The 21,328-nt window shown below is 67.6% G+C and carries 23 protein-coding genes; 9 read left to right on the forward strand and 14 right to left on the reverse strand.

The window, feature by feature from the left end; all coding sequences use genetic code 11:
- The first annotated feature begins 21 nt into the window (after positions 1-21).
- Complete coding sequence (locus tag ACO2Q2_RS13530) at positions 22-1,401, forward strand: class II fumarate hydratase (RefSeq protein WP_423256312.1); 1,380 nt, start codon at positions 22-24, stop codon at positions 1,399-1,401.
- Between the two features lie 26 nt (positions 1,402-1,427).
- On the opposite strand, the gene ACO2Q2_RS13535 is transcribed toward ACO2Q2_RS13530, so the two are convergent.
- The 9 genes from ACO2Q2_RS13535 to ACO2Q2_RS13575 form a co-directional block, all read right to left on the reverse strand.
- On the reverse strand, positions 1,428-2,138 hold the full coding sequence (locus tag ACO2Q2_RS13535; protein WP_423256313.1) for a DUF4386 domain-containing protein: 711 nt from the start codon (positions 2,136-2,138) through the stop codon (positions 1,428-1,430).
- A gap of 148 nt (positions 2,139-2,286) precedes the next feature.
- Entirely contained in the window at positions 2,287-2,715 is a 429-nt protein-coding gene (locus ACO2Q2_RS13540) for a DUF6326 family protein (protein WP_423256314.1), read from the reverse strand.
- A gap of 32 nt (positions 2,716-2,747) precedes the next feature.
- Positions 2,748-3,470 carry a DUF4386 domain-containing protein gene (locus ACO2Q2_RS13545; RefSeq protein ID WP_423256315.1) on the reverse strand — a complete coding sequence of 241 codons (723 nt, stop codon included), beginning with the start codon at positions 3,468-3,470 and terminating at the stop codon, positions 2,748-2,750.
- A gap of 216 nt (positions 3,471-3,686) precedes the next feature.
- The gene (locus ACO2Q2_RS13550) at positions 3,687-4,394 is read right to left on the reverse strand and encodes a hypothetical protein (protein WP_423256316.1); all 708 of its coding nucleotides are present in this window, start codon (positions 4,392-4,394) and stop codon (positions 3,687-3,689) included.
- 269 nt (positions 4,395-4,663) lie between these two features.
- The gene (locus ACO2Q2_RS13555) at positions 4,664-5,659 is read right to left on the reverse strand and encodes a hypothetical protein (protein ID WP_423256317.1); all 996 of its coding nucleotides are present in this window, start codon (positions 5,657-5,659) and stop codon (positions 4,664-4,666) included.
- Complete coding sequence (locus ACO2Q2_RS13560; protein ID WP_423256318.1) at positions 5,656-6,513, reverse strand: ABC transporter ATP-binding protein; 858 nt, start codon at positions 6,511-6,513, stop codon at positions 5,656-5,658. Before ACO2Q2_RS13560 ends, ACO2Q2_RS13555 begins: the two co-directional genes overlap by 4 nt.
- A complete protein-coding gene (locus tag ACO2Q2_RS13565; RefSeq protein ID WP_423256319.1) occupies positions 6,510-6,884 on the reverse strand; it encodes a GntR family transcriptional regulator in 375 nt (124 codons plus the stop codon). Before ACO2Q2_RS13565 ends, ACO2Q2_RS13560 begins: the two co-directional genes overlap by 4 nt.
- A 3-nt stretch (positions 6,885-6,887) precedes the next feature.
- Positions 6,888-7,211, reverse strand: a complete 324-nt coding sequence (locus tag ACO2Q2_RS13570; protein WP_423256320.1) for a hypothetical protein — start codon at positions 7,209-7,211, stop codon at positions 6,888-6,890.
- A gap of 44 nt (positions 7,212-7,255) precedes the next feature.
- On the reverse strand, positions 7,256-7,660 hold the full coding sequence (locus tag ACO2Q2_RS13575) for an amidohydrolase family protein (RefSeq protein WP_423256321.1): 405 nt from the start codon (positions 7,658-7,660) through the stop codon (positions 7,256-7,258).
- A 135-nt stretch (positions 7,661-7,795) separates the two neighbouring features.
- On the opposite strand from ACO2Q2_RS13575, the gene ACO2Q2_RS13580 reads away from it, so the two are divergent.
- Genes ACO2Q2_RS13580 through ACO2Q2_RS13590 form a run of 3 tightly spaced genes read left to right on the forward strand, consistent with a single transcriptional unit; the run spans position 7,796 to position 10,762 of the window.
- On the forward strand, positions 7,796-8,767 hold the full coding sequence (locus ACO2Q2_RS13580) for a LysR substrate-binding domain-containing protein (RefSeq protein WP_423256322.1): 972 nt from the start codon (positions 7,796-7,798) through the stop codon (positions 8,765-8,767).
- Between the two features lie 43 nt (positions 8,768-8,810).
- Positions 8,811-9,956 (forward strand): pyridoxal phosphate-dependent aminotransferase, encoded by a 1,146-nt coding sequence (locus tag ACO2Q2_RS13585; RefSeq protein WP_423256323.1) that lies wholly within the window; start codon positions 8,811-8,813, stop codon positions 9,954-9,956.
- Between the two features lie 5 nt (positions 9,957-9,961).
- Positions 9,962-10,762, forward strand: a complete 801-nt coding sequence (locus ACO2Q2_RS13590; protein WP_423256324.1) for an amidohydrolase — start codon at positions 9,962-9,964, stop codon at positions 10,760-10,762.
- 6 nt (positions 10,763-10,768) lie between these two features.
- On the opposite strand, the gene ACO2Q2_RS13595 is transcribed toward ACO2Q2_RS13590, so the two are convergent.
- The 5 genes from ACO2Q2_RS13595 to ACO2Q2_RS13615 all read right to left on the reverse strand — a co-directional run bounded on the left by ACO2Q2_RS13595 (position 10,769) and on the right by ACO2Q2_RS13615 (position 18,318).
- The gene (locus tag ACO2Q2_RS13595) at positions 10,769-12,286 is read right to left on the reverse strand and encodes an exopolyphosphatase (protein ID WP_423256325.1); all 1,518 of its coding nucleotides are present in this window, start codon (positions 12,284-12,286) and stop codon (positions 10,769-10,771) included.
- 62 nt (positions 12,287-12,348) lie between these two features.
- On the reverse strand, positions 12,349-14,460 hold the full coding sequence (gene ppk1, locus ACO2Q2_RS13600; RefSeq protein ID WP_423256326.1) for a polyphosphate kinase 1: 2,112 nt from the start codon (positions 14,458-14,460) through the stop codon (positions 12,349-12,351).
- 75 nt (positions 14,461-14,535) lie between these two features.
- A complete protein-coding gene (phoR, locus tag ACO2Q2_RS13605) occupies positions 14,536-15,822 on the reverse strand; it encodes a phosphate regulon sensor histidine kinase PhoR (protein WP_423256327.1) in 1,287 nt (428 codons plus the stop codon).
- 87 nt (positions 15,823-15,909) lie between these two features.
- Positions 15,910-16,599 (reverse strand): phosphate regulon transcriptional regulator PhoB, encoded by a 690-nt coding sequence (gene phoB / locus ACO2Q2_RS13610; protein ID WP_423256328.1) that lies wholly within the window; start codon positions 16,597-16,599, stop codon positions 15,910-15,912.
- A gap of 93 nt (positions 16,600-16,692) precedes the next feature.
- A complete protein-coding gene (locus tag ACO2Q2_RS13615; RefSeq protein WP_423256329.1) occupies positions 16,693-18,318 on the reverse strand; it encodes a M48 family metalloprotease in 1,626 nt (541 codons plus the stop codon).
- 143 nt (positions 18,319-18,461) lie between these two features.
- Here ACO2Q2_RS13615 and grxC point away from each other — a divergent pair, with 143 nt between their 5' ends.
- The 5 genes from grxC to ACO2Q2_RS13640 all read left to right on the forward strand — a co-directional run bounded on the left by grxC (position 18,462) and on the right by ACO2Q2_RS13640 (position 21,050).
- Entirely contained in the window at positions 18,462-18,725 is a 264-nt protein-coding gene (gene grxC, locus ACO2Q2_RS13620; RefSeq protein WP_423256330.1) for a glutaredoxin 3, read from the forward strand.
- Positions 18,722-19,108: a carboxymuconolactone decarboxylase family protein gene (locus ACO2Q2_RS13625; RefSeq protein ID WP_423256331.1), complete on the forward strand. Its 387-nt coding sequence runs from the start codon at positions 18,722-18,724 to the stop codon at positions 19,106-19,108. Before grxC ends, ACO2Q2_RS13625 begins: the two co-directional genes overlap by 4 nt.
- A gap of 163 nt (positions 19,109-19,271) precedes the next feature.
- On the forward strand, positions 19,272-20,285 hold the full coding sequence (locus ACO2Q2_RS13630) for an isocitrate dehydrogenase (protein ID WP_423256332.1): 1,014 nt from the start codon (positions 19,272-19,274) through the stop codon (positions 20,283-20,285).
- A gap of 172 nt (positions 20,286-20,457) precedes the next feature.
- The gene (locus ACO2Q2_RS13635; protein ID WP_423256333.1) at positions 20,458-20,742 is read left to right on the forward strand and encodes a type II toxin-antitoxin system ParD family antitoxin; all 285 of its coding nucleotides are present in this window, start codon (positions 20,458-20,460) and stop codon (positions 20,740-20,742) included.
- Positions 20,739-21,050, forward strand: a complete 312-nt coding sequence (locus tag ACO2Q2_RS13640; RefSeq protein ID WP_423256334.1) for a type II toxin-antitoxin system RelE/ParE family toxin — start codon at positions 20,739-20,741, stop codon at positions 21,048-21,050. Before ACO2Q2_RS13635 ends, ACO2Q2_RS13640 begins: the two co-directional genes overlap by 4 nt.
- Positions 21,051-21,328: the final 278 nt, after the last annotated feature.

Consider the following 21,328-nt stretch of genomic DNA (forward strand, 5'->3'; position numbering starts at 1 on the left):
CCTTTTCCCCAGGAGATGGTCATGAGCGGCTTTCGCATCGAGCACGACAGCATGGGCGAGTTGAAGGTACCTGCAGAGGCGCTGTACGGCGCGCAGACCCAGCGGGCGATCGACAACTTTCCGATTTCCGGGCTGCGGCTGCCGCGCGGTTTCATCCGCGCGCTGGGGCTGATCAAGGCGGCGGCGGCCGAGGCGAATCTCGCGCTGGGCCATCTGAAGAAGGGGCAGGCGGCGGCGATCCGCAAGGCCGCGCTGGCGGTGGCGGACGGCCAGTTCGACGACCAGTTTCCGATCGACGTGTTCCAGACCGGCTCGGGCACCAGCACCAACATGAATGCCAACGAGGTGATCGCGCACCTGGCCGCCAAGGCCGGCAGCAAGGTGCACCCCAACGACCATGTGAACTACGGGCAAAGCTCCAACGACGTGATCCCCACCGCGATCCACGTCAGCGCCACGCTGATGGCCACGGAAGAGCTGCTGCCGGCGCTGAAGCACCTGAAGAAGACCATCGAGCGTCGCGCCCGGGAACTGAAGAACGTCGCCAAGACCGGCCGCACGCACCTGATGGACGCGATGCCGATCACCTTCGGCCAGGAGCTCTCCGGCTGGGCGGCGCAGGTCGGCGCGGCGATCGAGCGTATCGAGGATGCGTTGCAGCGCATGCGCCGACTGCCGCAGGGCGGCACCGCGGTGGGCACCGGCATCAATGCCGATCCGAAGTTCGGCGCGGTGGTGGCGAAGGAGCTGAAGAAGCTCAGCGGCGTGAAGTTCGAATCGGCGGCCAACTACTTCGAGGGCATGGCGGCGCAGGACGCGGCGGTGGAGCTTTCCGGTGCGCTGAAAACGCTCGCCGTGGCGCTGATGAAGATCGCCAACGACCTGCGCTGGATGAATTCCGGCCCGTTGGCGGGCTTAAGCGAGATCGAGCTGCCCGCACTGCAGCCCGGCTCCTCGATCATGCCGGGCAAGGTCAATCCGGTGATCCCCGAGGCCGCCGCGATGGTGGCCGCGCAGGTGATCGGCAACGACGCCACGATCACCGTGGCCGGACAGTCCGGCAACTTCCAGCTCAACGTGATGCTGCCGGTGATCGCGTACAACCTGCTGCAGTCGATCGGCATCCTGGCCAGCGTGTCGCGCCTGCTGGCGGACAAGGCGATCCTCGGCTTCAAGGTCAACACCAGGCGGGTCAACGAGGCGCTGGCGATGAACCCGATCCTGGTCACCGCGCTGAACCCGGTGATCGGCTACGAGAAGGGTGCCGCCACGGCGAAGCAGGCGTACAAGCAGCAGCGGCCGATCATGGACGTGGCGCTGGAAACCACCGGGCTGTCGAAAGACGAGCTGAAGAAACTGCTCGATCCGCTGACGCTGACCAGGGGCGGTATCCATGGGTAATGACCCGATGACATGCCGCGGCTCGGCTACCCGGCGATCGTGGTGGCCGGTGCCGGCCGCGCACCGCGAACCATCAGCAGGATGCCGATCGCGATTTCGGCGATGAAGATCGGTATCCAGCCGACTTGCGAAGCGTTGCCCCATGCCGGCATCACCAGGCCGGTGACTGCCACCACGAACGTAAGCGCCGAGGCGAACATGCCGAACGCGGAGAGCGCGCGCGGCAGATAAGACGTGCGCAGGAACAGCCGGTAGAACAGCGTCGAGCCGAAGCTGAAGAACACGATGCTGATGTTGAAAGATGCGAAGTCCGCAGCGCGGGCCAGATCCACCAGCGTTTTTACCTGCGAGGCGCCCAGGGATTGCGCGAATTCCGGCTCCGTGCGCAGCGCAAGCGCTGCAAACGTGACGAACGTGGTCAAGCCGCCGAAGGCCTCGCCCAACCTGAAATACAGGGCCAGCCGAGCGAGGTGCTCGTCCACGGGTTTGAGCACCACGTACAGCGAATACGCAAGCAGCACCGTGAATACCGATGCCAGCAATTGCACCACGAGCGCCGCGCGATAGAGCGGCAAGCCAGCGACGATATGGGCGGTGCGCTCGGCGAAGGTCCCGCTGCCGGTGACGTGGCCAATCAGGAACTGCCCACCCATGAACAACACGATCAGCAGCAGATATACGAAGCCGGCGATGCGCGCATAGCGCATTTGTGTGGCGCTTTCCGAAGCGGTGGACATGCGTTGAACTCCTGTTCGTGGATGGTCGCGGAAAAACGCCTGCGGGCGCTTCAGCGCCGCGTTCGGGATATATCCGCTGGCGGGATACTGCTACGGCATTCTGAAAAATACCTCTAGGTTTCAAACCGATACGCGCGCAGTGCCTGGCTCAGGAAGCGGAGGCGTTGCGCGGCCAACGCCACGCGTACCAGACGGCCAGTGACTGCAGCACCACTTCGATGACGCTGAGGAAAATGTAGAACGCCCATGATCCGGGAATGGTCATCAGCACGATTGCGGTCAACAGCAAGCCCACGAGGATATTCAGCCAGCGAGTCAGTCTGGGCGGCAGCGCCAGCGACAGGAAGATCATCACAGCGGGCACGGCAATCAGGATGGCCACGGCAAGCAGCGAGCCCTGGCTGGTCGGCCCAAGCAGCCCCTCTCCGGCCAGGATCCCTTTGATATCCCCGGGCCGGTAAAGCCCGAGAAAATCGCCGTAGATGTAGCAGAACATTACCGACGTCCACAGCGCGGCCAGCTTCAGTTGCACGGGCGCGCGCCAATGGTCGAGCGGCGGTCGGGTGGTGATGTCCAAGGTCGGTCTCCGTTTGCGATGGAAAGGGACGCTCACGCGCCAGTCGGTGCGGGGGGCGCCGCACGCGCTTGCCGCAAGCCGGGGCGTGCGCCCAGCACCAGCAGCCACAGCATGAACAGCACCTCGACGAACTGCAGCGGGCCGAGCAGGCCGGATAGCTGGTCCTGCCAATCCGGCAAGAGCGCCCATGCAAGGCTCTGCAGCACGTAGGCCAGGCCGTTGAGGATCAGTCCGTAGCCGAACAGGCGCGGCAGGAAACCGGAGCGCTGCACCAGCAGCGCCAGCGGGAACAGCCACAGTCCCCACAAGGTCTCGGCGGCACTGACGGTCTGTCCATGCAGTTGCAGGAACAGCATGGCCAGCGCCGTGCGTTGCGCCGGATCGAATGCGGCCAGCGCTTTGCCGTTATCCACCAGCAGCAGGACGGCCGCGTCGTTGAGTACATTGAAGAAGTACAGCGCCGGCACCAGCGCCCCGCCCAGCAACAACATGGCGATGCCATGTTGCCGATGCACCTTGCCGAGCAGGCGGAAGAGCACCAGTACCATGAAGGCCTGCAATGCGCCGCAGACGAGGTCGGCGGCGAGTCCGAACCGGAACAGCGTCTCGTGGCTCGCGATGTTCGCGATGGTGGCCGCTGCATCGCCGCTCACAAACAGGGCGGTTGGCACGTAGATCAGGCGATATGGCGCGATCAGCACTACCAGCAGGTAGAGCAGGCCGGCCAGCCGTGCGCTTCGATTACGCGGACTCATGTGCGCTCCATATTCACGAAAGGCGGGGGCGAGGCTCAGAGGCTGAGAAAAATTCGACCGCCGTAGCGAGAGCGCCGCCAGGCGTTCGTGACAAGGTGCGTTGTGGGCCAATCCGGGGAGTTTGGTGAACCAAATGACCCGGATTGGCCCGCAGCGCGCCGCCGGCACGGGCGTTTGGCGACGGTCGCAGTAGGCGGGCGATTTTTTCTCAGCCTCTCAGTCGGAGAAAATGGCGAAGCCCTTCTTGCCGTTCGAGTCGATGTCCTTGCCGCAGTCATCCACATCCTTCTGCGTCATGGTCGCGTAGGGGCGAAACTCCGGCATGGCCGCGGCGAGCTTCTGCTGCGAGGCGAGCATGTCGGGCAGGCGCAGGCAGAGCTTGGCGGCGGCGGCCTTGATCTGCTCGGTCTGCGGCTTGATGCGGTCCTCGATCTGCTTGTCGCTCTTGCCGGTGAGTGCGCCCCAGATCGCTTCCTTGGCGGCCTGGGTGCCCAGGTTCGCGCCGTGCTCGCCGATCTCCATGCCGGCTTCGGCGATGCCGATGATCTGCTGGCGGTAGTTCACCAGCATCGTGTGCTGCTCCGGCGTGGCCGGCACGGTCTTGCCGGCGATCACCAGGTCGCCCTGCGGGGTGATCACGGCCTTGGGCAGGTCGCTGTGCTTGGTGTGCTCGCCGTGGCCGACGTGAACGTTGTTGAGGTCGATGTCCCTGGTGGCCAGTTCCTGCCTGGCCTGCTCGATGCCCTTGTGGATCTCGGCGGAAATCATCGAGGGGGAGGTCTGTTCCTGGGCTTCCTTGACGGCCTGGGTTGCGTTGTCGGCGCTGTTCGAGCCGGTCTGGTCGGTCTGGCTGCACGCGGCCAGCGGCAGCAGCAACGCCAGCGCCAGGACACTGGTGGTGATCATGCGGTTGGTGTTCTTCATCGGATTTCTTCCTGCTTGGGATGATGGAGGTGTTCGCCTCGCCGGGACGCATGCGGGCACGCCGCTGCAGCCTGGACGTGGCTGCGGGCCGGGTAACTGGTCGCTGTGGCCTTTGTGGCACTCGCTCGCGCTGTCGGCGGCGATCGGCTGGCCGTAGGGCTTGAATGCATCCAGTCGGATGGGAAGAAAGCGCAGGCGCATGGGAGGTTTCGTGAGATCCGTCGTCGGGAATGGGGTGGCGGCCGTGCGGCCGCCGTCGTGCAGTGATGTCAGCTGTCGTCGCGCCAGCGACGGAACCAGATGGCGGCGGCAATCAGGCCGATGCCGACGGCCACGCCGATCCACAGGTCGGGGGTACCCATCGCCGCCCAGCTCTGGCCGAGGTTCATCACGTCCAGGCCGTTGCCGCTGTTGATCATCACGCCATGGCCGTTGCCGCGGTTGGCGGTGAAGCTGCCGCCTGGGAACACGCTGAACAGGCCGCGCAGCACGATCTCTTTCCAAAACCACGTGGCGGGCAGGTTGAACAGGCCCATGATGCCGAACCAGCTGATCAGCAGGCCGGTGGCGACCGGCAGGGCGACCGCCCACAGGAAGGGCTTGCTGCGCGCCCAGGCCGAGCAGAGCAGCAGCCAGCCGGCGGAGGGCAGGGCCCAGAGCACGTACACCGGGATGTAGCCGAGCAGGTTGCCCATGACGCGCAGCGGATGGGCCTGCGTCAGCAGCTGCCACACGTTGACGCCGTGGAAGGACAGGGTGATCGCCACCATCAGCAGCTGCGCCATGCCGGCGACGATGCCCACCACCACGGCGATCGCCGGGGCCAGCACGGTGGCGCTGAGCACCTTGGACAGCACGGTGCCGGTGTCGGAGATCGGCAGCGACTTCCAGAACAGGATGCTGCGGTCGCGACGGTCGTCGTACAGCGCGCCGAGGCAGTAGAAGAACACCACGAAGCCGAGCACCACGGTGATCAGTGCCATCGAGGAGTACATCGCCACATCCAGCACCATGCCCACCTTGCTCATGTCGCCGGCGTCCATGCGGGACATGACGTCGCGCAGCTGCCCGCTGGCGCCAAAGCGGATGCCGTGGCGGGCGCCCAGCACTTCGGCGGTGATGATGCCCATCAGGTTGAGCAGCAGGAAGATGCCGCCGGTGATCACCGGCGCCCACAGGAAGCCGCCGCGGTGTTCCCAGAACTCGCGCTTCACCAGCCAGTACATATTCGTCAGGGCGGAGTTTTTCGGGGCCAGGGTTTTCATGCGTAGGTTCCCTTCATGGTGGCGACGAACAGGTCGCTGACCGAGGGCCGGCGGGTTTCGCCCAGCGCCTCCAGCTGCGCGCGTTCGACGCCGTCGAACAGGAAGATGCTCTTGCCGAAGACCTGGCGCTCGTCGATCGGGCGCAACTGCCGGGCGGCATCGGTGCGGTCGGCCGCCACCATCACCTCGATGAAGCGCTCGCCGACGGCGTCCATGTCGGCGTCCAGCACGATCCTGCCGTCGCGGATGAACATCAGGTCGGTGAGGATGTGTTCCACCTCTTCCACCTGGTGGGTGGTGACGATGATGGTCTTGTCCTCGTCGAAGTAGTCTTCCAGCAGGTTCTGGTAGAACTGCTTGCGGTAGAGGATGTCCAGGCCCAGCGTGGGTTCGTCCAGCACCAGCAGGCGGGCGTCGATGGCCATCACCAGCGCCAGGTGCAACTGCACGATCATGCCCTTGGACATCTGCCTGACGCGCATGTCCGGGGTCAGCTTGGTGCGCTTGAGGAAGGCCTCGCACCTGGCGCGCTCGAAGCGCGGATGGATCGCGGCGACGAAGTCCACCGCGTCGCGCACCTTCAGCCAGCGCGGCAGCACGGCGACGTCGGCGATGAAGCACACCTGCTCCATCAGCTTGTTGCGCTCGGTGCGCGGGTCCATGCCCATCACGCTCAGCTGGCCCTCGAACGGGGTCAGCCCGAGGATCGCCTTGAGCGCGGTGGTCTTGCCGGCACCGTTGGGGCCGATCAGGCCCACGATGCGGCCGGACGGGATGGTGAAGCTCACGTTGTCCAGCGCGGCGGTGTTCTTGTAGCGCTTGCTCAGGCCAGTGGCGGTGACGACGGCGTTCATGCGTTTTTCTCCGGGCCGTCGCCGGCTTCGCGCAGCAGGGTCTTCAGGTCCAGGCCCAGCCGCTGGATCCGCGCGAACAGGGTGGGCCACTCCTCGCGCAGAAAGCGCTCGCGCTCGGATTTCAACAGTGCCTCACGCGCTCCATCGTTGACGAACATGCCCAGTCCCCTCCTTTTCTCAACCAGTTGATCGTCGACCAGCTCCTGATAGGCCTTGGAGACGGTCAGTGGATTGATCTGGAAATCCGCTGCCACCTGGCGTACCGACGGCAGCGGGTCGCCTTCGTTCAAGGCGCCGTCCAGGATCATCGCCACCACGCGTTCACGCAGCTGGCGATAGATCGGGACGCTGTCGTTCCAGGTAATGGTCATGTCTTATTCCTTGGTGATGCGGCCGAGCCTGTTGCCGAAAGAGTAGTAGGGCATCGCCATTTGCGATCCGACCAGCGGGATGTCGGCTTCGGCGCGGCCACCGAGGCCGTTCGGGGCCGGCAGGGCGGGAGCATGGCTGACCGCGCTGAGGGCGGCGGCGCGCAGTTCTTCGGCGCTCGGGCTGACGTTGACCGGGGCCAGGTCGATGACGCGGATGCCGTCGATCTCGGCCACCGGGGCGCGGGTGATGCCGTGGTTCATGGAGGCCAGGCCGGCGGCGGTGACGAGGACGGCGGCGGACAGGGCGAGCAGGCTCGGCGCTTTCATGACGGATCTCCTTTAGTGATCTCGTGAACCGGTGTTGTGGTTAACTATAACACAATGTTTCGAGCCGTCAAGCGGCGGGGCCGGATTTCGCAACATGACGGATGGCCTATGCCTGCCCGGGAAACCCTATGCCTGTCCGGAAAGCGCTGCATCGAGGCGATCAGGTCCAGTTGCCTGAAGCGCGGGATGTCGGTCACCGCCACGATCTGCGCGTGCTCGACGCGGTTGCGGAAGGCCTTCGCTTCCGGATGCACCTTGTAGGCGGCGGCGTAGCTGTCCAGTACCTTGCGGTTGGCCGTGTCGCCGATGGCGTGGATGCACACCTGGTAGCCCTTGCCGAAGGCCTTCTCGATCATCGCGGTGGGCTGCGGCTGCGGCTGGAACAGCAGGCCGCGGTTGTGCGTGTCGTCGGAGTAGGGCGACAGCAGCGCCACGCCCTCGGCGCGCACGGACTCGATGTCATGGCGAAATCCTCGTGCCCGTGCGGATGCCGGCAGTCCGGCGTGGCAGGGAACGATGGATTGCGAACGATAAACCGATAATATGGGTAAATAAGGACGTATTGTCTTTTAATGGGAACAATCATGTATCCACTCACCGGTACCCTGCAGGACCTCAACGATCTCTACTTCTTCGCCGCCGTGGTGGAGTACAGCGGCTTTTCGGCGGCCGGTCGGGCGCTGGGCATTCCCAAGTCGCGGCTGAGCAAGCGCATCGCGCAACTGGAAGAGCGCCTCGGCGTGCGACTGCTGCAGCGGACCACGCGGCGCTTCGTGGTGACCGAGGTGGGCGAGCGCTTCTACGGGCACTGCCGTGCGGTGCTGGAGGAGGCCCGCGCCGCGCAGGACGCGGTGGACGAACTGCGCGCCGAGCCGCGCGGCATCGTGCGCCTGAGCTGCCCGGTATCGCTGACCCAGACCATGCTGGCCCAGGTGTTGCCGGACTTCCTGCTGCAGTACCCGAAGGTGCAGGTGCGGGTGGTGGCGACCAACCGGCGCGTGGACGTGATCAGCGAGGGCATCGACCTTGCCATCCGCGTGCGCAACAAGCTCGACACCGACGCCACGCTGGTGGTGCGCAGCTTCGGCCAGTCGCGCGTGCTGCCGGTGGCCAGCCCGCGCCTGCTCGACGAGCGCGGCCGCCCGTCCACGCCGGCGGAACTCTCCGCGCTGCCGGCGCTGTCGATGAGCGAGCACGACGGCGCGCAGAGCTGGGAGCTGATCGATGCGTCCGGCGAGCGCGTGGTGGTGGAGATCCAGCCGCGGCTGAGCTGCGGCGACTTCGCCATGCTGCTGTCCGCCGCCCAGCGCGGTGCCGGCGTGGCGATGCTGCCGGAGTTCGTCTGCGCGCCGGCGGTGGCGCGCGGCGAGCTGGAGGTGCTGCTGCCGCAATGGAGTGCGCCGGAGGGCGTGATGCACTTCGTCTATCCGAGCCGCCGCGGGCAGCTGCCGGGGGTGCGTGCGCTGGTCGAATTCCTGGCCGAGCGGCTGCCCGCGGCATCGCGGCAGGAGAGCGACATCTGCAGCCGGCACAAGGCGCAGACGACTACGGTTTGACGCGTGCTAGCATCGCCGTTTGGCCATCCAGACGTATGAATCCATGCAGACAGGCAGCAAGCTCCCGGCGGTCGGCACCACCATCTTCAGCGTGATGAGCCAGCTGGCGGCCGAGCACAAGGCGGTGAACCTGGGGCAGGGCTTTCCGGACTTCGAGCCGCCACAGGCACTGCGCGACGCGGTGACGCGCGCGATGGCCGATGGCCGCAACCAGTACGCGCCGGGCATCGGCCTGGCCAGCCTGCGCGAGGAAATCGCGCGCAAGACGCAGCGGCTGTACGGCCATGCGGTGAATCCGGACACCGAGGTCACCGTGACCTCCGGCGCCACCGAGGCGATCTTCGCGGCGATCGCCGCGCTGGTGCGCCAGGGCGAGGAGGTGATCGTGTTCGATCCCGCCTACGACTGCTACGAGCCGGCGATCGACCTGCAGGGCGCGCGGGCGGTGCATATTGCGCTGACCCTGCCGGATTTCTCGATCGACTGGCAGCGCGTGCGCGATGCGATCACGCCGCGCACGCGGATGATCCTGATCAACAGCCCGCACAATCCGTCCGGAGCCGTGCTCTCGGCGGGCGATCTCGACGCGCTGGCCGATCTCGTGCGCGATACCGACATCGTGGTGCTGTCCGACGAGGTGTACGAGCACATCGTCTACGACGGCGCCGCGCACCAGAGCGTGCTGCGCCACCCGGAACTGGCCGCGCGCAGCGTGGTGGTGTCGAGCTTCGGCAAGACCTATCACTGCACCGGCTGGAAGGTCGGCTACGCGGTGGCGCCCGCCGCGCTGAGCGCGGAATTCCGCAAGGTGCACCAGTACCTCACCTTCTGCACCTTCCACCCGGTACAGGTGGCGTTCGCCGAATTCTTGGCGAGCACGCCGGGGCACTACCTGGAACTGCCGGTGTTCTACCAGGCCAAGCGCGACCGCTTCCGCGCGCTGCTGGCGCCGTCGCGCTTCAGGCTGCTCGACGTGCCGGGCGGCTATTTCCAGCTGGTCGACTACTCGGCCATCCGCGACGAGGACGACCTGGCCTTCTGCCAGTGGCTGGTGCGCGAGGGCGGCGTGGCGGCGATTCCGCTGACGCCGTTCTGCGCCACGCCGCCGGGTACGCGCCTGGCGCGGCTGTGCTTCGCCAAGAGCGACGCCACCATGGAAGCGGCGGCCGAGCGGCTGTGCCGCCTGTGACGACCATGCAGCCACTCACCGTCACGCTCGTGCAGGGCGCCACGCGCTGGCACGACGCCGAAGCCAACCGCGAGTACTACGGCGCACTGGTGCGTGCGCACGCCGGCGCGAGCGACCTGTTTGTGCTGCCGGAAACCTTCCTTTCCGGCTTCAGCAACGACACGCGCGCCAGCGCCGAGAACATGGACGGCCCGGGCGTGGCCTGGCTGCGCGCGCTGGCGGCCGGGGTCGGCGCGGTGATCACCGGCAGCCTGGCGATCCGCGAGGGCGACACCGTCTACAACCGCTTGCTGTGGGCCACGCCCGACGGCGACCTGCTGCAGTACGACAAGCGCCATCTGTTCCGCATGGCCGGCGAGCACACCCGCTACGGCGGCGGCAGCGAGCGGCTGATCGTGGAGTTGAACGGCTGGCGCATCCTGCCGCAGGTCTGCTACGACCTGCGCTTCCCGGTGTGGCTGCGCAACCGACGCAAGGAGGACGCGGCCGGAGGCATGGATTACGACCTCGCGCTGTTCGTCGCCAACTGGCCGGCGCCGCGCCGCCAGCCGTGGCGCACGTTGCTGCGCGCGCGGGCGATCGAGAACCTCAGTTACGTGATCGGCGTGAACCGCGTCGGGGTGGACGGCAACGACCTTCCCTACGCCGGTGACAGTGCAGTGATCGATCCGGTCGGCGAGCCGCTCATCGAATGCGGTGCGCAGGAGCAGGTGGTCACCGTGCGCATCGATCCGGCCCCGCTGCTCGCGCATCGCGAGCGCTTTCCCGCGTGGATGGATGCCGACGAGTTCCAGTTGCTTCCGTAAAAGGCCTCACATCGCACTGAGCGCCAGGGTGAAGCCCAGGTCGGTCATTGGCGAGCGTTCCTGCTCCAGGTCGGCTTCGGTGAGCGGGTGCTGTTCCAGCCAGGCGGCTGGCAGCGCCAGCCGCAGGCGCTGCCGCGTGGCGGCAAGGCGCATGGTGGGCAGGGACTCCGCGCGCCGCGCGCGCCGGAACAGCACGGCCAGGCGCAGCAGGGCGGTGAGCTGCCGGGCCAGCAGGCGGTAGCGCTGGGGCAAGGCGGAAATCAGCGCCTTTTCCGGCTTGCGTCGATGCAGTTCGACGATCGCCGCCAGCAACTGCTGCTCCTGCCGCGAGAAGCCGGCGAGATCGGCATTGCGCAGGATATAGGCGCCGTGGCGATGGTGCTGGCTGTGTGCGATGGCCAGGCCGATCTCGTGCACGCGGGCGGCCCACGACAGCCACTCGCGGGTCTCGATGTCCAGTTTCCACTGCGGAGCGATCTGGTCGAACAGCATCAGTGCAGTGGATTCCACCCGGCGGGCCTGGGCGCGGTCCACGCCGTAGCGCGCGGCCAGCGCATCGATGCTGGCGGTGCGCGGATCGCTGCCGCCGGCGCGGCCGAGCAGGTCCCACAGCAGGCCCTCGCGCATCGAGCTTTGGCAAACGCGCATGCGCTCGATGCCCAGTGCGGCGAACGCCGCCTCGAAGATCACTACGCCACCGGCGATCACCGGCGCGCGGTCCTCGCCCAGCCCGGGCAGCTTGAGCGCGCTGATCTGCCCCTGTTCCAGCAGCGCATCGCGCAGCGAGGCCAGCGACGCGGGCGTGATGCCGTCGTCGGAGAACTTCATCGCCTGCACCACCGAGCCGATTGCCTTGGCCGTGCCGGACGAGCCGAACGCCTCGGTCCAGCCGGCCTCGCGGTAGTCCTCGTCGAACTGCTGCAGCAGCAGGCCGATCTCCCCGCGCGCCTTCTGCCAGCGCTTGCGGTTGAGCTTGCCGCCGGGGAAGAAGCGCAGCGTGGAGGCGATGCAGCCCACCTGCACGCTCTCGGTATGCAGCGGCGCCACGCCGCGGCCGATGATGAACTCGGTGCTGCCGCCGCCCACGTCGATCACCAGACGCGGTTCGCGCGAGGCGGGCAGGTCGTGCGCGGCGCCGAGAAAGATCAAGCGCCCCTCCTCGCGGCCGGACACCACTTCCACCGGGTGGCCGAGCGCGGCCTCCGCCGCGGTGAGGAACGCCTGCGGCGAGGCGAGGCGGCGCACCGTGTTGGTGGCCACCGCGCGCACGTAGAGCGAGGACAGGCCGGCGAGGCGCTGGCCGAATCGCTTGAGGCAGTTCAGCGCGCGGGCGCGGTGTTCGGCGTCCAGCGTGCCATCGCTGCGCAGGCCGGCGGCCATGCGCACGGTGTCGCGCAGGCGATCGATCACCCGCGGCTCGCCGTGCTCGACGCGCGCCACCACCAGGTGGAAGCTGTTCGAACCCATGTCCACGGCGGCGATCAGCTCGCCGTCGCGGATCGGCACGTGATCGGCCAGCGTCATGCGCGGCATCCGGCGGCGCGGCCGCGGCGGCGGGACAATTGGAAAGGCATGCGGCTCATCCCCTACTTGACGGTCGATGCGCAGAGCTTGTCGAGCAGCATCTTCTGGGCGTTGTGCGGCGGCGCATCGCCCGGCGTGGCGCGGACATAGCGCCCGTTGCTGCCGAGCAGCCAGGCCTGGGTGTTGTCGGCCAGCGTGTTGGCCAGCGTCTCGTCGTACACGCGCGCGGCCAGTTCCGGATCGAGGATCGGGAACGCCACTTCGATGCGCCGCATCAGGTTGCGCTCCATCCAGTCGGCGCTGGCGCAGTAGATCTCCGGCTCGCCGTCGTTGGCGAACCAGTACACGCGGCTGTGCTCCAGGAAGCGTCCAACGATGGAACGCACCCGGATGCGCTCGGAGATGCCCGGCAGGCCGGGCCGCAGGGTGCAGGCGCCGCGCACGATCAGGTCGATCTCCACGCCCGCCTGCGAGGCGCGGTACAGCGCCTCGATCACGTGCGATTCGTTCAGTGCATTGAGCTTGGCCACGATGCGCGCGCTCTTGCCGGCCTTCGCGTTGGCGGTCTCGCGCTCGATCTTCGCCATCACGCTCTTGTACAGCGTGAACGGCGAATGCAGCAGCCGCCTGAGGCTGATCGTGGGCCCCAGTCCCGAGAGCTGCTGGAAGATCTTGTGCAGGTCCTCGCCGATCTCCTCGTTCGCCGTCATCAGGCCGATGTCGGTGTACAGGCGGCTGTTGGCCTGGTGGTAGTTGCCGGTGGACAGGTGCACGTAGCGGCGCAGTCCGGCGCCCTCGCGGCGCACGATCAGCATCATCTTGGCGTGCGTCTTGAAGCCGACCACGCCGTACACCACCTGCACGCCGGCCTCCTGCAGGCGCGTGGCGAGGCGGATGTTGGCCTCCTCGTCGAAGCGCGCGCGCAGCTCGATCACCACGGTGACGTCCTTGCCGTTGCGCGCGGCATCCACCAGCAGGTCGACCAGCGGCGTGTCCTCGCCGGCGCGGTACAGCGTCTGCTTGATCGCCAGCACGTTCGGGTCCTGCGTGGCCTGGCGCAGCAGGTCGACCACCGCGGCGAAGCTCTCGTAGGGGTGGTGCAGCAGCACGTCGCGCTGGGCGATCACCTCGAACTTGTTGCGGCTGGCCTCCATCGACGCGGGAATGCGCGGCGTGAAGCGCGGGAACTTGAGGTCCGGGCGATCGAGCCAGTCGTAGATCAGGCCGGCACGGATGATGTTGACCGGGCCGTCGCAGCGATACACGTCCGCTTCGTCCAGCTCGAAGTTCTCGATCAGCATGCGGGTGATCGCCTTGGGGCAGTCGGTGCCGATCTGCAGCCGTACCGGCCGGGCGTAGCCGCGGCCCACCAGTTCCTCGGTGAGTGCGCGCGCCAGGTTGTCGACCTCGGCCTCTTCCACCATCAGCTCGCTGTTGCGGGTGACGCGGAACTGGTGCGAGCCGAGCACCTTGAAGCCCGGGAACATCAGGTCGACGAAGGCATGCAGCAGCTCGGCGAGGAACACGAAGTGCTCCCCGGGGCCGCTGACCTCGGCCGGCACGCGGATGATCCGCGGCAGCGAACGCGGCGCGCGCACCAGCGCCATGTGGCCCTCGTGGCCGAACGCATCGCGGCCCTTGAGTACCACCGCGATGTTCAGCGTCTTGTTGAGGATGCGCGGGAACGGGTGCGCCGGGTCCAGCCCCAGCGGCGAGAGCACCGGCAGCACCTCGTGCTCGAAGTAGCCGCGCAGCCAGGCGTGCTGGCGCTTGCTCCAGCGGCTGCGCGGCAGGATGCAGATGCCCTCCGTCTCCAGTCGCGGACTGAGGTCGTCCTGCCAGGTGGCGTACTGCTCGGCGACCAGATCGAGCACGCGGGCGCGGATGCGCGCCAGCAGCTCGCCGGACGGGACGCCGTCCGGTCCGGGCGCCGCCGAACCGTAGTAGTGATGGTGCTTGAGCACGGCCACGCGCACCTCGAAGAACTCGTCGAGGTTGTTCGCCACGATGCTCAGGTAGCGCAGGCGTTCGAGCAGCGGCACCTGCGGATCGCGCGCCATCGCCAGCACGCGGAAATTGAACTCCAGCGCTGCCAGTTCGCGGCTGAGGAAGAGCTCGGGGGCACAGGGTTGACCCGGGGCGGGGGCGTGGAGCATGGAGGATGAGCGGCGCATCCGGGCATTCTGTCGCATCTCGGCGCGGTGCACATCCCGGCGGCGTCCGCGCGGCGGCAGCGGCGCGGCGCCGGTTCAGCCCTCCTCGGCGCTGCTCTCCTCGGCGCCGGCCGGGCCGAGCAGGCGCTCGCGTCCGAAATGGCAGGAGAAGGTGGAGCCCTGGCCCGGTGTGCTCTCGATCTGCAGCCGTGCCTGGTGCAGGTTCAGCACGTGCTTGACGATGGACAGGCCCAGTCCGGTGCCGCCGCTGTCGCGCGAGCGGCTGGACGACACCCGGTAGAACCGCTCGGTGAGCCGCGACAGGTGGCTGGCCGGGATGCCGAAGCCGGTGTCGCTGACCGAGTAGACCGCGCCGTCCGGACCGCGGCGCTGCCAGCGGATCGTAATGATGCCGCCGGCCGGCGTGTAGCGCACCGCGTTGCTGACCAGGTTGGACAGCGCGCTGTGCAGGTCTTTCGGCGAACCGAGCAGGTCGGCCTCGGCGGTGGACTCGAGCACGATCTGATGACGGCCCTGGCTCAGTGCCTCGGCCTCCTTGCGCAGCGTGGCCAGCAGCGGCGCCATCGCCACGCGCTCGTCGGTCACGTGTTCCTGGGTTTCCAGTCGCGACAGGGTGAGCAGGTCCTCGACGATCTGGCCCATGCGCTTGGACTGTGCGCGCATCTCGCCGAGCACCGGCGCCAGCTCCGGCACGTCGTCCGGATCGAGCAGTTCGAGGTAGCCGTGGATCACCGTCAGCGGCGTGCGCAGTTCGTGCGACACGTTGGCGACGAAGTCGCGGCGTACCTTCTCCAGCCGGGTCAGGTCGCTGATGTCGCGCGCCAGCAGCAGGCGCTGGCGGCGGCCGAACGGCAGCAGGGTGACGTTGAGGTGGCGGTCGGGGCGGCCCGGCGCCGGGATGTCGTTGAGCGGCTCGCGCGCGCCCTCTTCCAGCCAGCCGGCGAGATCGGAGCCGCGCAGGCGCTCGTGCAGGTCGGCACCGCGATCCTGCGGGCGGCGCAGGCCGAGCAGGTCCTCGGCGGCATGATTGAACCAGCGCACGTGCTGCTCGTTGTCGAGCAGCACCACGGCATCGGGCAGGTTTCCGGCGGCGCTGCGCAGGTCGCGCAGGCTGGAGGCGATACGGCGGGTTCGCGTCATGAAACGGTCAGGCGAGGGAGGGGGTGTGAACGATGACGCTGTCGACATCATGGCGGCGGGCCGATGACCGGGCGACGACAGCAGCAAGACGATTTCCGCCGCCGCGACCAGCGCGAATCCCGCCAGCGCATGCCCGCCCGCCAAGTGGCCCAGCAGCGTGCCGGCCGTCAGTGCGGCCGCGAGCCAGGCGGCGAGGATCGGCGCGGAGGGCAGACGAAACATGCTCAAGGATGGACGGCCCCGCGGTCATGGCGAGCCGGCAGCATCGGCAAATCGCCGTGCCTGCGCAAGCGCGGCGGCGCAGCACGCTCAGACGCTGGCGGAGAAGCGGTAGCCGGAGCCGCGCACGGTCTGCACCATGTCGTCGAGCTTCCATGGCTCCAGCGTCTTGCGCAGGCGCCGGATGTGCACGTCGACGGTGCGCTCTTCCACGTAGACGCTGCCGCCCCAGACATGGTCGAGCAGTTGCGCGCGCGAGTAGACGCGCTCCGGATGGGTCATGAAGAAATACAGCAGGCGGTATTCGGTGGGGCCGATCGCCACCGGCTCGTCGCCGGCGAACACGCGATGCGCCGGGCCGTCGATGCGCAGGCCGCCGAGTTCGACCATGCCCGAGCCGTCGTCGCCCTGGCTGCGGCGCAGGACCGCCTTGATCCGTGCGATCAGCTCGCGCGTGGAGAACGGCTTGATGACGTAGTCGTCGACGCCCGCTTCCAGGCCATTGACCCGGTCCATCTCCTCGCCGCGCGCGGTGAGCATGATGATCGGGATCTCGCGGCTGAGCTCTTCCTTGCGCAGGCGTCGGGCCAGTTCCAGTCCGCTGGTGCCGGGCAGCATCCAGTCCAGCAGGATCAGGTCCGGCACCTGCTCGGCGATGGCGATCTGGGCGGCGCGGGCATCGGCGGCCTGGGTCGCCTCCATGCCGGCCTTGCGCAGCGCGAAGGCGACCATGTCGCGGATCGAGGCTTCGTCTTCAACGATCAGGATGCGCTTGTGCACGCTGGCATTCGCCCGGGGTCTGTGACGGTGGGATTGCAACGTCATTATGTTACCCGGCGATGACAGTGGTGCCGACCGATGATGACGGTCGGGTTACTGGGCGCCGCGGTCGGGGTTGTCTTCGGTCGGTATCTTGCGCTTGCGCAGTTCCAGCACCAGCGGCGTGAGTTCGGCGATGCGCGCCTGGATGCGTGCGCGGGCGTAGTAGTCCAGGTCGTCCCGCTTGAGCAGGCGCTTGAGCTGTTCGAGCGCATCGAACGGCCGGCCGGCCAGGTAGCTGGCATCGGCATAGGCCTCGCCGGCACGGGCCTGGTGGCCGGCTTTCTCGCTGGCGCGGGCGTAGGTGAGGAAGATGTCCGGATCCTCGCTGGTGTCCAGCGCCGGGCGCAGCAGGTTGGCGGCCAGCTCCGCCTGCACACTCGACGGGGTGCCCTGGATCAAGGCCTTGGCGTAGGGAAGGGTGATCGACGGGTTGCGCGGCGACTCGCTATTCAGACGGGCGTAGTGGCTCAGCGCATCGGCGCGGTCGCCCTTCTGCAGCAGGGCCTCGGCCATGGCCAGGCGCAGCACCAGGTTGTCCGGATGGCTGGCCAGCATCGGCGTGAGCATGGCGACGGCCTTGTCGCCGCTGCCGCTGCGGGTCAGCGCCAGCGCATAGCCGTAGCGGTTGGCCAGGGTGTCGAAGCCGGGGCGCGACAGGTTGGAGGCGTAGTAGGTCGTCAGTTGCGTTGCGTCGCCGGCCAGCACGCGCACGCGCTCGCGCATCAGCGCGTAGGTGTCCACCGCGCCGGCGCCGCGGCTGGCCGTCGACAGCAAAGTGGTCGGGTCGCGCACGTAGGCGATCGGCGCGGTGCTGCGCGCCCACTGCTGCGGGTCGAGCGTATTGCCGCTCGGGCGCTCCTTCTGCATGGCGATCAGCGCGCCGGCCCGTTCCTTGGCGTCGCTGATGCGGGTGGTGGTGACCGGGTGATCCTGCAGGAGCTCCGGCACGCCCTCGCCACCGGAACCGGCGCGCATGGTGTCGGACATGCGTTCGAAGAAACCGGCCATGGCGTTGGGATCGAAGCCGGCCTTGGCGAGCGTCTGGATGCCCACGCGGTCGGCTTCGGTCTCGTCCTTGCGGGTGAAATTGATCTGCTTCTGCATGATCGCGCCCTGGCCGCCCATCAGGATCGCCCCGGCGGCGTCGCCCGCATGCGCGCCGGCGCCGGCGGCGATCGCACCCAGCAGCACCAGCGCCATCAGCGGGGCGTCCTTCTTGGACGCCTCGAACGCGCGCTGCAGGTGGTTCTGCGTGATGTGGCCGATCTCGTGGGCGATCACCCCGGCCAGCTCGCTCTCGCTGCGGGTGATCTGGATCAGGCCGGAGTTCACCGCGATGTAGCCGCCGGGCGCGGCGAAGGCGTTGATCACGGGGTCTTTCACGATGAAGAACGCGAAATGGTCCTTCGGCTTGTCGCAGGCGGCCACCAGGCGGTAGCCGAGGTGGTTGATGTAGTCGTCCAGCAGCGGGTCGTCGATCACCATGTCCAGCGCGCGCATCTGCCGCAGCATGGCGCCGCCGTAATCCCGGGCCTCCTGGCCGGAGATCAGCGCGTTGGCCGAGCTGCCCAGGTCGGGCAGGCGCACGTTGTCCTGTGCTCCGGCACCAAAGCAGAGTCCGGTTGCGATCAGGGTGGCAAGCAGGCGGGGAACGGGGCGTCGTGGTGCCATGGCCATAGGTCGGCGACAATAGCACTGCGACCGCCGCGGCCGCGTCCGGTTCCGGGCCGCCTCCGACCGGGCTCGACCACCGGCGGAACTTGCGCGCCGCGCCGCCTGCCCCCACATCCAGCCGCCTGTCGCTTTCCCGGAGTTCGTCCATGCCCAAGATCGAGGTTTATTCCACCGCCGTGTGCCCGTACTGCGTCTCGGCCAAGAACCTGCTCAAGTCCAGGGGGCTGGAGTGGACCGAGGTGCGCATCGACGTGAACCCGGCCCAGCGCGATGCCATGCTGGCGCGCAGCGGCGGTCGCCGCACGGTGCCGCAGATCTTCATCAACGACCAGCACGTGGGCGGCTTCGACGACCTCGTGGCGGCCGATCGCAGCGGCCGGCTGGCCACCCTGCTGGGGGCGGGTGCATGAGCACGCAGAAGGATCGCCTCGCCGAATTCACTGCGTTCCGCCAGCGCATGAACGAGCGCATTCTTTCCGAGGACAACCAGGTGGTGCGGCGCTTCTTCGCGCTGGACACGCAGACCTACAAGCCCGGCGCGCTCGACGTGAAGACCAAGGAACTGCTCGGCCTGGTCGCCTCGATGGTGCTGCGCTGCGACGACTGCATCAGCTATCACGTCGCCCAGTGCAAGGAGGTCGGCGTGACGCGCGAGGAGTTCTTCGAGACCTTCAGCGTGGGCCTGGTGGTGGGTGGCTCGATCGTGATCCCGCATCTGCGCCGCGCGGTGGACTTCCTCGACCGGCTCGAAGGCGGCGCCGGCCAGGCCGCGGAGTGCGTCGACCACGCCTGAGCGCATGCAGCTTTTTGGAATGCTCCATCCCGGCATTTGCATCGTCGGCAGCCGCCACTGCGGTGGCCGCTGCGGCGGGCATAAGCGATAATTCGGCGGTTATGAGGCCTCGATCTCCCCGTCGTGCGCCTTCCCCCGGAAACGCACCCCAAGGAGCATCCCCATGAGCAAGACCATTGCCGTGATCCCCGGCGACGGCATCGGCCCCGAGATCATGACCGCCACGCTGCGCGTGCTCGACGCGCTCGACTGCGGCCTGGCCTACGACTTCGCCGACGCCGGCATGGTGGCGCTCGACAGACACGGCGACCTGCTGCCGAAGGAGACGCTGGACAAGATCGCCCGGCACAAGGTGGCGCTGAAGGGTCCGCTGACCACGCCGATCGGCGGCGGCTTCACCTCGATCAACGTCACGTTGCGCCGCCACTTCGATCTGTACGCCAACGTGCGACCGGCGATCAGCTTCCCCGGCACCAGGTCGCGCTACGAGAACATCGACATCATCACCGTGCGCGAGAACACCGAGGGCGCCTATCTGGCCGAGGGCCAGACGCTGTCCGAGGACGGCGAGACGGCCACTTCGATCATCCGCAACACCCGCATGGGCAGCACCCGCATCGTGCGCTACGCCTTCGAGATGGCGGTGAAGAAGGGGCGCAGGAAGGTCACCGCGGTGCACAAGGCCAACATCATGAAGACCAGCTCCGGGCTGTTCCTCAACGTGGCCCGCGAGATCGCCAGGGAATACCCGCAGATCGAGTTCAACGAGATGATCGTGGACAACACCTGCATGCAGCTGGTGATGCGCCCGGAGCAGTTCGACGTGATCGTCACCACCAACCTGTTCGGCGACATCCTCTCCGACCTGTGCGCCGGCCTGGTCGGCGGCCTGGGCCTGGCCCCGGGCGACAACATCGGCGAGCACGCGGCCATTTTCGAAGCGGTGCACGGCTCGGCGCCGGACATCGCCGGCAAGGGCATCGCCAATCCGTGCGCGCTGCTGCTGGCCGCGGCCGACATGCTCGATCACCTGGGCCAGGTGGAGAAGGGCACCAGGCTGCGCCAGACGATCCGCGACACGCTCACCCACGACCGCGACAGCGTGACCCCGGACCTGGGCGGCAAGGGCAGCACCGAGAGCTTCGGCGAGGCGATCGCGCGCCGTGTCGCGGCCTGAACACGCCCCGACTCCGTCGCAGGTCCGAACGGAGTGAGGGCCGGCGGGGATTCGGTCAAAAACCGGCAATCCCGCTTCCAAGTCACTGTCTTGCTTGGGAACCGACTGCCGGCTTCTCGTGTGGCGGCGCCGAAGGTGTAGGATTAAATCCTGCAATACTAGAGGGCTGCGTATGCGCTCCACACAACAGTTCAGCATCACCCTTCCCAACGAGATGGCCGAGCTCGTGCGGTCCAAGGTTGCGGCGGGCGAATACGCCACCGAAAGTGAGGTCATTCGCGACGGGCTGCGCGCGCTCGCGGCACGCGATAAGGCGGTCGAGGCGTGGCTGCGCGACCAGGTGGTGCCGGCCGCCGAGGCGTTGCAGGCGGACCCGTCTCGCGGGCTTTCGGTGGGCCAGGTGCGCGAGCATCTCACTCGGAAGCGGTCGGCCCGACGTGGCAGTCCGGCCGCGTGACCTTTGCCGTCATCTTCGCGCCAGAGGCCATCGATCACCTCGATGCGATTGAACGGTACATCGCCGACGCCGGTGCTCCGGTTGCCGGCGCCGACTACGTGGATGCCATCGTCGCGTTCTGCCAAAGCTTGGCCACGTTCTCTCTGCGAGGAACGAAGCGCGACGACCTGCTGCCTGGACTGCGCATCACCAACTACCGCGGCAGCGCCGTGGTCGCGTTCGTGGTGAACGAGACGATCAAGACCGTCGCCATCCTCGGTGTTTTCTACGCCGGGCAGGATTACGAGGCCATCCTGCAGGAGCCATAGGGCGCGGCCGTGCTGTACGCCCATCCGCTTGGGCAGAGTAGGGTCTCGCCGAGGGCAAGGCGGAATAACGCAGCATTATCCCGCCTTTGAATCCCGATCTTCGCAGATGAACGCACGCTGTCAGGCGTTGCGTAATTACGTATTACCTGATTCCGTGACCTCTCCCTGCCAAACCGCACCACACAGCCACCTGCACGAGCCCGCCCGCTCACCCATCGGGTGAGGCCCGCTGTCGGGTATGCTGCGGCTCGATCTCGTTGCCGCGCCGTTCGCTCATG

The organism is Dyella sp. KRB-257 (assembly GCF_049445995.1).
Lineage (GTDB): Bacteria > Pseudomonadota > Gammaproteobacteria > Xanthomonadales > Rhodanobacteraceae > Dyella_A.